This is a genomic window from Paraburkholderia suaedae (assembly GCF_040812055.1).
GTDB lineage: Bacteria > Pseudomonadota > Gammaproteobacteria > Burkholderiales > Burkholderiaceae > Paraburkholderia.
On the sequence record NZ_JBFOAH010000008.1, the window covers coordinates 74262 to 86937 of the forward strand.

Below are 12676 nucleotides of genomic sequence, written 5' to 3' on the forward strand. Positions count from 1 at the left end.
GCGACCCACCTGTACGTCGCGCCTTTCTCGTCCCGCGGAGCGCCCCGTGACCGTACGCAATCTCGACGCGTTGTTTCGACCCCGCTCCGTCGCCGTGATCGGCGCGTCCGAACGGCCGGGCAGCACCGGCGCCATGGTCTGGGCTCGGGTGCTGGAAGGCGGCTTCGACGGGCCGCTGTGGCCGGTCAATCCGAACTACGAGCAGCTTGGCGCGCGCGCCGTGATCCGCGACGCCGGCGATCTGCCGCAAGCGCCCAGCGTCGCGCTGATCTGCACGCCGCCTGCCACATGGCCGCGCATCGTGCATAAGCTCGGCGGCCTGGGCACGCGGGCGGCGATCATCGTCGGCCAGGCGCGCAGCGATGATGACCGTCTCGCGGTGCGGCACGCGCTGTCGGCGGCGCGGCCGCATCTGCTGCGCATTGTGGGGCCGGGCAGCCTCGGCGTGGTCTCGCCCGCGCTGCGCGCGCATCTGGGCGCGCCGTCGTGCACGGTCAGCGCCGGCGGCGTCGCGTGGGTCTCGCAGTCGAATGCGCTGACCAATGCGGTGCTCGGCTGGGCGCAAGCGCGTGGGCTCGGTTTCTCGCATGCCGTGGCACTCGGCGACGAAGCCGACGTGGACGCCGGCGACGTGCTGGATTACCTGGCCAGCGATCCCGGCACCCGGGCCATTCTGCTGGAACTCGATACGGTGCGCTCGGCGCGCAAGTTCATGTCGGCGGCGCGGGCGGCGGCGCGCAACAAGCCGGTGTTGGCGCTGCGCAGCGGGCGCGCGGACCCCGTCGATGGGCTCTACTCCGCCGCGTTCCGGCGCGCGGGCATGGTGCGCGTCGACGCGCTCGACGACCTGCTCGACGAAGTGGAAACGCTCGGCGTCGGCCGCGTGGCGGCGGGCGCGTCGGCGACGTTGATTACGAGTGACCGCGGCCTCGCCACGCTCGCCTGCGACGCATTCGCCGCCGCCGGCGACACGCTCGCGCCGTGGCCCGCCGACGTGTCGGACGCGTTGCGGCAGGTGCTGCCGCACGCGGTCGGCGGCAATCCGCTGCAACTGGGCGACGACGCACGTCCCGAGCATTTCGGCACCGCGCTGAAACTGCTGGCCGAGCATCGCAGCACGGGCACCGCCTTCGTGGTTCATGCGTCGACGCACGGCGCGCCGGTCGGCGAAGTCGCTCAGGCTCTCATTGCGAATCAGCGTTTCGCGTATCGTGGCCTGCTCGCGTGTTTCTTCGGCGGCCTCGATGCGGCGACGCGCGATGCGCTGCACGCGCAAGGCATTCCGGTTCATACGACGCCGCGGCGGCTTGCGCGCGCATTCGCGCGTCTGGTCGATTACCGGACGGGCCGCGAACTGCTGATGCAAACGCCCGAAGGATTGCCTGCGCAGATTCCCGAAGCGATCGACGTCGCTCAGGCGCAGGTTTGCGCCGCGCTCGCTGGCGGCGAGCGGGAGCTGACTGGCGAAGCGGCGGCGCGTTTTCTGGCGAGCTTTGGGCTGCAGGTCGAAAGGCGAGTAGACAATGGCGAATCGTCGGAAAAACCCATAGTCGAGATCGCCATCGAGCTTTTCGACGACGACAACTTCGGGCCCGTTTTCCACTTCACCATGCCGTCCGCCGACGGCATGTCCGCGGCGCAGCGCATCTACGGGCTGCCGCCGCTGAATCCAGTACTCGCGCGCGACATGGTGATGCGCTCGCCGTACGCGCGGCTGATTGCGCCGGAGCCGGCCCTCGCCGCGCTGACCGCGCTGTCCCAAACGGTTTGCGAGGTCAGCCAGATCGGAGGCCTGTCGTTGTCGTTGAGGGTATACGGCGATCGCGTGACGGTGGTCGACCCCGTCCTGAAGCTCACCGCACAGCGCAGCCGGCTCGCGATCATGCCGTATCCGCGCCGCTTCGAAGAAACGCTCGACTGGCACGGCGTACGCGTGACGGTACGGCCGATCCGTCCGGAGGACGAGGCCGCGCATCACGACCTGGTCGAAGCGATGACGCCCGAGGATTTGCGTCTGCGCTTTTTCGGCGCGGTGGGGAGTTTCGACCATTCGCAGCTCGCGCGCATGACGCAGATCGACTACGACCGCGAAATGGCGCTAATCGCCACGGTGACGAGCGAAGAGGGCCTCTCGCGGACCTTGGGCGTGGTGCGCGCCGTGGCCGACCCCGACAACGAGACGGCCGAATTCGCGGTCGCGGTGCGCTCGGACCAGAAGGGGCGGCGACTGGGTCGGTTGCTGATGGACCGGATCATCCGCTATGCGCGGGCGCGCGGCACGCATTGGCTGGTCGGCGAGGCGTTGCGCGAAAACGTCGCGATGATCTCGTTGGCGAAAAACTGCGGTTTTACGATCACGCGAACCGAAGATCCCGGCGTAGTGGGATTTCGTATGGCGCTGGATGAAGCCGGCGAGCGCGACGCCGAGGCTCCGCGCGCGTGACAGCGCCGTTACAGACGCATCATTGCCGCACTGTCGACGGCGCAACTAACGGCCCAGAACAGCCACGGTTTGCAAAGACGGACGCGTGGGCCTGAACGGCTGCGAGGCGGGAGCCAGTTCCCACGCCGCAACAGCTCCGCATGGCTTCTCATCGCGCGAGAAGCCCCGCGGCCTCACGTCAAACAAACAAACCGCAACCTCAAGCAGCCAGCTTGGCCGCAGCCTCGTCCACCTGCGTACGCGTCACCGCCAACTCTTCCAGCCAAGCTTGCGCATACACCGCGCCGGTCTCTCGCTCCAGACGCGCGATCGTCATCGCGCAACGGGTCGCATCCTTGAGCGTCGCGATGAATGACTTCACCGACTCGCCCGCCTTGAACGCATCGAACAAAGGCACGCGAATATCGTCCGGCAGCGCACGTGCCGTCCACTGGTACGGCTTGCCATTGAACGTGAACGACGGCGGCAGCACGCGCTCTTTCTTCGCGGCCGGAATCAGGCCGTAAGTGCGCGCGGCGTCGCCGATCTGCGCCGGCGAAAACAGCTCGTCCGGGCTGATGTCGAACTGCTGGATGAAGGTTTCGATGCTGTGCATCGCCGCAGCGCGGTCGTCACGGCGCTTTTGCGCATGAGCGACGATGTCGCGCAGTTCGTCGGCTTCGTCCGGTGTGATCGTGAAGCTCGACTGCTTCTGCTGAAGTTCGGAAAAACGCAGGGATTCGGAATCGGTCAGAAGTTTCGCCATTGCTTATCGATGGGCGCACAGGAGCGGACTCCTGCGCGCAATTTTGAGAGGGCCGCCATTCTAAACCAGGCGAGCGGGCGCGCGGCTTTCCGCGCGCTGCCCCGCTAACCCAAGCCCCATCCGCGCACGTCAGGCGGCTTGCTCGCGAAACATCGACAGCGCCTGCACCGTCTCGCGCAGCAACGCGGTGGCCGCTTCGAGCGTCGGCGCGAGGTATTCGTCGATCCGCCGCAGGTACGGGCACGTGAGCGCGGCGATCGCCTGCCCGGACGGGCCCTGGATAGGAAACGTGAGGTCGGTCACACCGAAGATCTGCTGGCTGTCCTTCTGGGAAAAACCCGCCGCGCGTATCCGCTCGCACACTTGCTCGAGCGCGTCACGGTCGACCGTGACCTCGCCCTTCACCTTCGTATGCTCGGCCAGCATCTGCTGACGCTGCTCGATGCTTTGAAACGCCAGCATCACGCGACCCGAGCCCGTATCGATCAGGCCGACGCGCGAGCCGAGCCGCACCGACATGCCCCACGTGCCGGGCCCGTCCACCTGGGCGATCACCAGCAGGTTGCCCCGGTCGTACACCGCCAGGTGACACGACTGTTCGGCGGCATCGGCAAAGCGTTGCATCAGCGGCAGCGCTTCGGCGATCAGACGGTTCATCGGCGGATGACGGTGCGCGAGCGCATACAGCTTCAGGCTCAGCGAATAGCGGTCGCCCCCTGCCGAACGCACCACGTACTGCCGCGCGACGAGGCGCTGGAGCATCCGGTACATCTCGCTCGCATTGCGGCCCAGCAGCTTGGTGATTTCCGCGCGCGTCAGCCCTTCTTTCTGCTCGGCGAGCAGTTCGAGGATGTCGAGCCCCTTGTCGAGCGCGGGAGCGCGGTAACGGTCGTCGTCGTCTTTGTCTTCGGCTTCCATCGTCAGCGAGGTTCCGTGTGGTGTTTTCATTATGTGGCGGGTGAATGTAAGTGCGTCGCGAATCTTCGGCAAGCAATGGTGCGTCAGGGAAAACACCGGCTCTTGCTGCAGTGCGGATCGCTTGACTTAGAGAAGTTCGTATATGAATAATACGTTCATTGGTGAATGAATCCACGCGAATCATGACTCGCTCACACAGCGCACGACGAAGTGCCGGCCATGACCGGTTCACGCAGTTCAACAACGCATAGCAGGAGACAACCCCATGTCGTTCGTTAAACGGCCGCACCCGGCCCACGGTCTGTTCCGTCGTTCGCTCTTCACCGTCGCGGCCGCTGCCTGCGTCGCCGGCATGGCGGTCAGCGGCGCCGCGCAAGCCGCCGAGGCCGGCAAGATCGGCCTCGATCTGCCGCTGCTCACGTCGCCGTTCTGGCAGTCGTACAACAACTACCTGCCGAAGTACGCGAAGGACATGAGCCTCGACATCCTCGCGCCGGTCAACTCCAACGGCGATCCGGCCCAGCAGATCACCGACATGAACAACCTGCTGAACCTGGGTTCGAAGGGCATCGTGGTCGGGCCGCTGGATTCGGCGGCGATCAGCCGCGCGCTCGACACCGCCGCGGCCAGGAACGTGCCGGTCGTCGCCGTGGACGTCGCGCCGACGCAGGGCAAGGTCGCGATGGTCGTGCGTGCCGACAACCGCGCTTACGGCGAGAAGGCGTGCAAGTACATCGGCGAACATGTGAAGTCGGGCAAGGTCGTGCAGATCATGGGCGATCTGGCATCGGTGAATGGCCGTGACCGGTCCGAAGCGTTTCGCGCTTGTCTGAAGGGCTACCCCGCCTTGTCGCTGCTGGAAATTCCGGCGAGCTGGAAGGGCGACGTGGCGGCCACCGCGCTCGACAGCCTGCTGACCGCGAATCCCGACGTCAAGGCGATCTACATGCAGGCGGGCGGCGTGTATCTGTCGCCGACGCTGCAAACCTTGCGGCGCAAGCAGATGCTGTTTCCCGCCGGCGATGCGAAGCACGTCGTGATCGTCAGTAACGACGGCATTCCTCAGGAATTCGAAGCAATCCGCCGTGGCGATATCGACGCAACCGTGTCCCAGCCTGCCGATGCATACGCGAAATACGGCCTGTTCTATATCAAGGCCGCGTTGGCCGGGCAAACCTTCAAGCCGGGCCCGACCGATCACGGCAGCAACATCATCCAGCTCGCGCCCGGCGTTCTCGAAGACCAGTTGCCCGCGCCGCTCGTGACGAAGGCGAACGTCGACGACAAGGCGTTGTGGGGCAACACGGTCAAATGAGCGAGCCGACGCCATCCCTCCCGCCGCTTGACGACGAGGGACATCCTGCGGTCGTGGAAGCGCTCGAGGTCACCAAACGCTTCGGCTCGACGCCCGCACTGAAGGACGTGAGCATCCGCGTGATGCCCGGCGAGTCGCATGCGCTCGTCGGGCGCAACGGCGCGGGCAAGTCGACGCTGGTGTCGATTCTCACCGGTCTGCGCAAGCCCGATAGCGGCGAAGTGCGTTTCGGCGGCCTCGCCGCGCCGGCGATCGCGCAGCGCGACGCGTGGCGCGAGCGCGTCGCGTGCGTGTATCAGCATTCGACGATCATCCGCGACCTGAGCGTGGCGGAGAATCTGTTCATCAACCGGCAGCCGATGCGCGGCGGCATGATCGATTGGCAGGCGATGCGCCGCGACGCGCGCGCGTTGCTCGAGCACTGGAAGATCGCGGTGCGCGAAGACGCGCGCGCCGGCGATCTGACGGTGGAAGCGCGGCAACTCGTGGAGATCGCGCGGGCGTTGTCGTACGGCGCGCGCTTCATCATTCTCGACGAGCCGACCGCGCAACTCGACGGCGACGAGATCAAGCGCCTGTTCCGGCGCATCAGCGAACTGCAGCGCGAAGGCGTGACCTTCCTGTTCATCTCGCACCATCTTCAGGAGGTCTACGAGATTTGCCAGACGGTGACGGTGCTGCGCGACGCGCGGCATATCGTCAGCGCGCCGGTGTCCGCGCTGCCGCGCGAGCAACTGATCGAAGCGATGACCGGCGAACGCGGGGGCTTGGCCGTCGCCGACGCGGCCGCGCGCGACGCGTTGCCCGGCGATACCGCGATCGCCCTGCAAGTCGATAACCTCGCCGGCTCGGATTACGACGGCGTCTCGTTCAGCGTCAGGCGCGGCGAAGTCGTCGGCTTGACGGGCGCGACGAGCAGCGGGCGCACCAGCGTCGCCGAAGCGATTGCCGGGCTGCGCGCGGCCAAACGCGGCTCGATCAGCGTCGAGGGGGTCGCTTTGCCGCCGGGTGACGTACCTGCGGCGCTGGCGCACGGCATCGGCTGCGTGCCGAAGGACCGGCATCACGAAGGGCTGGTGCTGACGCAATCGGTCGCGGAAAACGCGTCGATGACGATCGCCCGGCTGCTCGGCAAGTGCGGCATGGCACCGCCCGCGAAAAAGCGCGCGTTCGGCCAGAAGATGATCGACGCGCTGGGAATCGTCGCGCAAGGACCGGAGCACGTCGTCTCGGGACTGTCGGGCGGCAATCAGCAGAAGGTCGTGATGGCGCGCGCGCTCGCCACCGATCCCAACGTGCTCGTGCTGATCGACCCCACTGCGGGCGTCGACGTGAAATCGAAAGAAGCGTTGCTGTCCGTCGTGGATCGCGTGCGAGAAGAGGGTAAGGCCGTGCTGGTCGTGTCGGGCGAACTCGACGATCTGCGCACCTGTGACCGCGTGCTGGTGATGTTTCGTGGCCGTGTCGCGGCCGAATTCCAGGCGGGTTGGCAGGACCACGACCTGATCGCATCCGTTGAAGGAGTCAGTCTCCATGAAGAATAGTGTGCCCAGCCCCGCATTCGGCGCGGCCCAAGGCCAGGCAAAACCGCACCCAACGCAGCCGCACATCGGCACGCCGCCGCGCGGCAAGCGTGCTCGCTCCGAACTCGCCCGCCTGCGCGAGCTGGCCTTGCTGCCCGCGCTCGCGTTGCTGATCGTGATCGGCGCGTTCGTCAGCCCGAGCTTTCTGACGCGGGCGAATCTGATCAGCGTGCTCGGCGCATCGGCGGCGCTTGCGCTCGTCGTGCTCGCGGAATCGCTGATCGTGTTGACCGGCAAGTTCGATTTGTCGCTCGAATCGACGGTCGGCATCGCGCCCGCCGTCGGCGCCATGCTGGTGATGCCGGCTGCGTCCGCTGGCTTCGGGACGCAATGGCCGGCGGCGTTCGGGCTGGTTGCCATCGTGGCGGTGGGCGCGCTGATCGGCTTGATCAATGGCTTTCTGGTGGTGCGTTTGCGGCTGAACGCGTTCATCGTCACGCTCGCCATGCTCATCGTGCTGCGCGGCATGCTGGTCGGCGCGACCAAGGGCGGCACGTTGTTCGACATGCCGCCGTCGTTCTTCACGCTAGCCACTACCATCGTGTTCGGCTTGCCGTTGTCGGTGTGGCTCGCGGCAGCGGCGTTCGCGATCGCCGCGTTCGTGCTGCGCTATCATCGTCTGGGCCGCGCGCTGTATGCGATCGGCGGCAATCCGGACGCGGCGCGCGCGGCCGGGATTCGCGTGGAGCGCATCACGTGGGGCGTGTTCATGCTCGGCAGCATGCTGGCGTCGCTGGGCGGCCTGATCGTGACCGGGTATGTCGGCGCGATCAACGCCAACCAGGGCAACGGCATGATCTTCACGGTGTTCGCCGCCGCGGTGATCGGCGGCATTTCGCTCGACGGTGGCAAGGGCACGATGCTCGGCGCGCTCTCCGGCGTGCTGCTGCTCGGCGTCGTGCAGAACCTGCTGACGCTGGCCCAGGTGCCGTCGTTCTGGATTCAGGCGATCTACGGCGCGATCATTCTCGGCTCGCTGATGGTGGCGCGCCTCGCGAGCGGCGAAGGCCAGAACTAATGCCCATGCATCACGGAGACCTCATTTGACCAGCCGTCCATTGCAAACCGACCCGCGCCTGATCCTGCTCAGCCCCGCCGACAACTGCCTGATCGCGGCGGCGCGGCTCGATGCCGGCACGCAGCTCGAGATCGAAGGGGAGCGCGTCACGCTGGCCAAGACCATCGAGCTCGGTCACAAGCTGGCACGCCGCGAACTCGCGAAGGACGACAAGGTGCTGCGTTACGGCGCGGTGATCGGCCACGTGACCGAAGCGGTCGCGCGCGGCGCGCACCTGCATACGCACAACCTCGAAAGCGACTACCTGCCGACTTATACGCACGACGCGGGCCACGAGTTCGTCCACCACTGACAGGCGCACAATGACGCGGCCTCGCGCCGCGCTGGAACGATCATGACTGACACATCCGTAGCAAGCGCCGCGCAGCAGCCTGTGCTGCAAGGCTATCTGCGCAGCGACGGCCGCAAGGGCATCCGCAATGTGGTCGCGGTGGCTTATCTCGTCGAGTGCGCGCATCACGTGGCACGCGAGATCGTCACGCAGTTTCGCGAGCCGCTCGACGCCTTCGACGACCCTTCGGCCGAACGCGAGCCGCCGGTGCATCTGATCGGCTTTCCCGGCTGCTACCCCAACGGCTATGCCGAAAAGATGCTGGAGCGGCTCACCACTCATCCGAACGTGGGCGCGGTGCTGTTCGTGTCGCTCGGCTGCGAGAGCATGAACAAGCACTATCTGGTGGAGGTGGTACGCGCGAGCGGCCGTCCCGTCGAGGTGCTGACGATCCAGGAAAAAGGCGGCACGCGCAGCACGATTCAATACGGCGTCGACTGGATTCGCGGCGCGCGCGCGCAACTCGCCGCGCAACGCAAAGTGCCGATGGCGCTGAGCGAACTGGTGATCGGCACGATTTGCGGCGGCTCCGACAGTACCAGCGGCATCACCGCGAACCCGGCCGTCGGCCGCGCGTTCGATGATCTGATCGACGCGGGCGCGACATGCCTGTTCGAGGAAACCGGCGAACTGGTGGGTTGCGAGTTTCACATGAAGACGCGCGCGGCGCGACCGGAACTCGGCGATGAGATCGTTGCGTGCGTCGCGAAGGCCGCGCGCTACTACTCGATTCTCGGGCACGGCAGTTTTGCGGTCGGCAACGCGGACGGCGGCCTCACCACGCAGGAAGAGAAATCGTTGGGCGCGTATGCGAAGAGCGGCGCGTCGCCGATCGTCGGCATCGTCAAACCGGGTGACGTTCCGCCGACCGGCGGCCTCTATCTGCTCGACGTGGTGCCGGACGGCGAACCGCGCTTCGGCTTTCCGAACATCAGCGACAACGCGGAGATCGGCGAGCTGATTGCGTGCGGCGCCCATGTGATTCTGTTCACGACCGGACGCGGCTCGGTGGTCGGCTCGGCGATCTCGCCGGTCATCAAGGTGTGCGCGAACCCGGCCACGTATCGCAAGCTCGCCGGCGACATGGATGTCGACGCCGGCCGCATTCTCGAAGGCCGCGGCACGCTCGACGAAGTGGGGCGCGAAGTGTTCGAGCAGACGGTGGCGGTGGCGTGCGGCGCGGCGTCGAAATCGGAAACGCTCGGGCATCAGGAATTTATTTTGACCTATAAGACGTTCGAGCCGGTCGGGCCTGCGTGCTTGCCGTCGAGCGACGCGCTGGCGCGGCGCGTGGTCGCGATTGAGGCGCGTTGAAGGGTAGGGGGCGGGGAGAGGGCTGGCGTTCAGCAGGGGCGGATGCGGTGGGCAAAGCCCGTCCGCGCATGGTAAAAACGCAAGAGAAGCGGGAGTGAGGGCTGAAGCACCGACTCCCGTCGACAGCTTTGCATGGGACGGGAGTAAGTGCTGAAGCACTAACTCCCGTCGACAGCTTTGCATGGGACGGGAGTAAGTGCTGAAGCACTAACTCCCGTCGACAGGAGACGGGTTCAATGATCGCAACGATCGTTCCAAAGGTCGCGCAGCGTCGCCGCATCGGCCGCGGCGCATTGCAGGTAACCGGATTGGGTCTCGGTACGGCGCCGCTGGGCGGCCTGTACCGCGACCTGTCCGATGAAGAGGCTTTCGCAACCGTCGCCGCGGCGTGGGACGCCGGCGTGCGCTACTTCGACACCGCACCGCACTACGGCAATACCAAGGCGGAGCATCGTCTGGGCGACGCATTGCGCCGCTATCCTCGCAGCGACTATGTGTTGTCCACCAAAGTGGGGCGCCGCTTCGTACCGCGTACCACTGCGTTCGTCGACACCGAAGGCTGGCAAAACCCGCTGCCCTTCGAGGCGATCTACGACTACACGCACGACGGCGTCATGCGTTCGTTCGAAGACAGTCAGCAGCGCATGGGCATCGTCGAGATCGACGTTCTGCTTGTGCATGACATTGGCCGAGCCACGCACAGCGATCAGCATCCTCACTATTGGCGGCAACTGACCGAAGGCGGCGGCTTCCGCGCGCTCGACCGCTTGCGCTCGAGCGGCGCGATCAAGGCTGTCGGCCTCGGCGTCAACGAAGGCGCAATCATTCTGGACGCCATGGCCGAGTTCGATCTCGATTGCGCGTTGCTCGCGGGCCGTTATACGCTCCTCGAACAGCGCACGCTCGACGATCTGCTGCCGGCCTGCGAAGCTCGCGGCGTCAGCATCCTGTTAGGCGGCGCGTTCAACTCGGGCATTCTGGCGCGGGGCGTACAGGGCGATCTGAAATTCAATTACGGCACCGCGCCGCCCGAAGTGATCGAGCGCGTCGCTCGGCTCGAAGCGGTGTGCCGCGCTCATGGCGTGCCGCTCGCCGCCGCCGCATTACAGTTTCCGTATGCGCATCCGGCGGTCGCGACCGTGCTCACCGGTGCGCGCAGTGCCGACGAATTGCGCGAGAACGTCGCGTCGTTCGGGCAGCCGATCCCCGCGGCGCTGTGGTCCGCGTTGCGCAACGAAGGGCTGCTCGACGCGCGCGCGCCCGCGCCACAGGATTGATACGACGATGTTGATCGATGCGCACCAGCACTACTGGGACCCCGCGCGAGGCGACTATGAGTGGCTCACGCCGGAATTGAAGATTCTGTATCGGCCGTTTGGCCCGGCGGATCTCGAGCCGTTGCGCGAGAGGGCGGGCATCGAGCGGACGGTGGTCGTGCAGGCCGCCCCGACCCTGGAAGAAACCCGCTACCTGCTGGACCTCGCGCGCCATGAGCCGTCGATTGCCGGCGTGGTCGGCTGGGTGCCCTTGCTGTTGCCCACGGCGCCGACCGTCATCGAGGCGCTCGCGCGCGAGCCGAAGTTCAAGGGCGTGCGGCCGATGCTGCAGGATCTGCCCGACGACACGTGGATCGCGAACCCCGACCTGGCACCGGCCATCGAAGCGCTGATCGCGCACGACCTCACATTCGACGCGTTGATTTACGCGCGCCACGTCGAGCATATCGAGACGTTCGCCGCGCGTTTTCCCGCGCTGCGCATCGTCGTGGATCACGGCGCGAAGCCGCCCATCCGACACGGCCGCGCGGGCTATCAAACCTGGCGCGACGCGATCACGCGCCTCGCGGCATTGCCGCAAGTGCATTGCAAGCTGTCCGGTCTCGCGACCGAAGCCTCGCCTGGCTGGACCGAGGAGACCTTGCGGCCCTACGTCGAACATCTATTGACGTCGTTTGGTCCGGCGCGCCTGATGTGGGGCAGCGACTGGCCCGTGCTCGAACTGAACGGCGACTATCTGCTCTGGCATTCGGTGGCGACCACCTTGCTTGCGTCGTTGAGTGACGCTGAGCGCGCAGCGGTTTTCGGCGACAACGCGGCCGCGTTCTACCGCCTCTGAATTCGGAAAGCAGCCAACCAGCAGCCCCTTCAACTGGAGTCGTAGATGACACAAAGACTGGCCGGCAAAACGGCCCTGATCACCGCGGCAGGGCAAGGCATCGGCCTCGCCACCGCGGAACTCTTTGCACGCGAAGGCGCGCGGGTGATCGCCACGGACATCCGCATCGACGGACTGGCCGGCAAGCCGGTCGACGCGCGCACGCTCGACGTTCGCGATAAGGCGGCGATCGAGGCGCTGGCCGCTGAGATCGGCGCGATCGATGTGCTCTTCAACTGCGCGGGCTACGTGCATGCCGGCTCGATTCTCGAATGCAGCGAAGAGGATTGGGATTTCGCGTTCGACCTGAACGCCAAGGCGATGTACCGCACGATCCGCGCGTTCCTGCCGGCAATGCTGGAGAAGGGTGGCGGCTCGATCATCAACATGTCGTCGGCGGCCTCGAGCGTCAAGGGCGTGCCGAACCGCTTTGCGTATGGCGCTTCCAAGGCTGCGGTGATCGGGCTGACCAAGGCCGTCGCGGCCGACTTCGTTACGCATGGTGTACGCTGTAACGCGATTTGCCCGGGCACGGTATCCTCGCCGTCGCTCGAACAGCGGATCGCGGCGCAAGCCCAGGCGCAAGGCGCGACGCTCGACGCCGTGCAAGCAGCGTTCGTCGCGCGTCAGCCGATGGGCCGCGTCGGCAAGCCCGAAGAGATCGCGGCGCTCGCGCTGTATCTCGCGTCCGACGAATCGTCGTTCACCACGGGCCAGGCGCACGTGATCGACGGCGGCTGGTCGAATTGACGCGCACCGATTTGCGAACCGAACACCACTATTGAACGTAAAGGG

General features: G+C 66.3%; 11 protein-coding genes. 9 read left to right on the forward strand and 2 right to left on the reverse strand.

What is annotated here, in order from left to right; all coding sequences use genetic code 11:
* Nucleotides 1–46: 46 nt before the first annotated feature.
* Nucleotides 47–2443, forward strand: a complete 2397-nt coding sequence (locus tag ABQJ48_RS13755; protein ID WP_367838556.1) for a bifunctional acetate--CoA ligase family protein/GNAT family N-acetyltransferase — start codon at nt 47–49, stop codon at nt 2441–2443.
* Nucleotides 2444–2642: 199 nt separating this feature from the next.
* Here ABQJ48_RS13755 and ABQJ48_RS13760 read toward each other — a convergent pair whose 3' ends face one another.
* The gene (locus tag ABQJ48_RS13760; RefSeq protein WP_367838557.1) at nt 2643–3188 is read right to left on the reverse strand and encodes a hypothetical protein; all 546 of its coding nucleotides are present in this window, start codon (nt 3186–3188) and stop codon (nt 2643–2645) included.
* Between the two features lie 129 nt (nt 3189–3317).
* The gene (locus ABQJ48_RS13765; protein ID WP_367838706.1) at nt 3318–4106 is read right to left on the reverse strand and encodes an IclR family transcriptional regulator; all 789 of its coding nucleotides are present in this window, start codon (nt 4104–4106) and stop codon (nt 3318–3320) included.
* A gap of 352 nt (nt 4107–4458) precedes the next feature.
* Between ABQJ48_RS13765 and ABQJ48_RS13770 the strand changes: the two genes are divergently transcribed.
* From ABQJ48_RS13770 to ABQJ48_RS13805, 8 genes are all read left to right on the forward strand, one after another.
* Entirely contained in the window at nt 4459–5421 is a 963-nt protein-coding gene (locus tag ABQJ48_RS13770; protein WP_367838707.1) for a sugar ABC transporter substrate-binding protein, read from the forward strand.
* Complete coding sequence (locus ABQJ48_RS13775) at nt 5418–6965, forward strand: sugar ABC transporter ATP-binding protein (protein ID WP_367838558.1); 1548 nt, start codon at nt 5418–5420, stop codon at nt 6963–6965. Before ABQJ48_RS13770 ends, ABQJ48_RS13775 begins: the two co-directional genes overlap by 4 nt.
* Nucleotides 6955–8022, forward strand: a complete 1068-nt coding sequence (locus tag ABQJ48_RS13780; RefSeq protein ID WP_367838559.1) for an ABC transporter permease — start codon at nt 6955–6957, stop codon at nt 8020–8022. The genes ABQJ48_RS13775 and ABQJ48_RS13780 overlap by 11 nt, the downstream gene beginning before the upstream one ends.
* Nucleotides 8023–8047: 25 nt before the next feature.
* Complete coding sequence (locus ABQJ48_RS13785; RefSeq protein WP_367838560.1) at nt 8048–8374, forward strand: UxaA family hydrolase; 327 nt, start codon at nt 8048–8050, stop codon at nt 8372–8374.
* A 42-nt stretch (nt 8375–8416) separates the two neighbouring features.
* Nucleotides 8417–9727, forward strand: a complete 1311-nt coding sequence (locus ABQJ48_RS13790; RefSeq protein ID WP_367838561.1) for a UxaA family hydrolase — start codon at nt 8417–8419, stop codon at nt 9725–9727.
* Between the two features lie 236 nt (nt 9728–9963).
* Complete coding sequence (locus tag ABQJ48_RS13795; RefSeq protein ID WP_367838562.1) at nt 9964–11004, forward strand: aldo/keto reductase; 1041 nt, start codon at nt 9964–9966, stop codon at nt 11002–11004.
* Between the two features lie 7 nt (nt 11005–11011).
* On the forward strand, nt 11012–11842 hold the full coding sequence (locus ABQJ48_RS13800) for an amidohydrolase family protein (RefSeq protein ID WP_367838563.1): 831 nt from the start codon (nt 11012–11014) through the stop codon (nt 11840–11842).
* 45 nt (nt 11843–11887) lie between these two features.
* Nucleotides 11888–12631, forward strand: a complete 744-nt coding sequence (locus tag ABQJ48_RS13805) for an SDR family oxidoreductase (RefSeq protein ID WP_367838564.1) — start codon at nt 11888–11890, stop codon at nt 12629–12631.
* The last annotated feature ends 45 nt before the right edge of the window (nt 12632–12676 follow it).

Bases quoted from the DNA above. Each gene is read 5' to 3' on its own strand.
- ABQJ48_RS13760 (WP_367838557.1), bottom strand. From the start codon at position 3,188: ATGGCGAAACTTCTGACCGATTCCGAATCCCTGCGTTTTTCCGAACTT.
- ABQJ48_RS13765 (WP_367838706.1), bottom strand. From the start codon at position 4,106: ATGGAAGCCGAAGACAAAGACGACGACGACCGTTACCGCGCTCCCGCG.
- ABQJ48_RS13770 (WP_367838707.1), top strand. From the start codon at position 4,459: ATGGCGGTCAGCGGCGCCGCGCAAGCCGCCGAGGCCGGCAAGATCGGC.
- ABQJ48_RS13775 (WP_367838558.1), top strand. From the start codon at position 5,418: ATGAGCGAGCCGACGCCATCCCTCCCGCCGCTTGACGACGAGGGACAT.
- ABQJ48_RS13780 (WP_367838559.1), top strand. From the start codon at position 6,955: ATGAAGAATAGTGTGCCCAGCCCCGCATTCGGCGCGGCCCAAGGCCAG.
- ABQJ48_RS13790 (WP_367838561.1), top strand. From the start codon at position 8,417: ATGACTGACACATCCGTAGCAAGCGCCGCGCAGCAGCCTGTGCTGCAA.
- ABQJ48_RS13795 (WP_367838562.1), top strand. From the start codon at position 9,964: ATGATCGCAACGATCGTTCCAAAGGTCGCGCAGCGTCGCCGCATCGGC.
- ABQJ48_RS13800 (WP_367838563.1), top strand. From the start codon at position 11,012: ATGTTGATCGATGCGCACCAGCACTACTGGGACCCCGCGCGAGGCGAC.
- ABQJ48_RS13805 (WP_367838564.1), top strand. From the start codon at position 11,888: ATGACACAAAGACTGGCCGGCAAAACGGCCCTGATCACCGCGGCAGGG.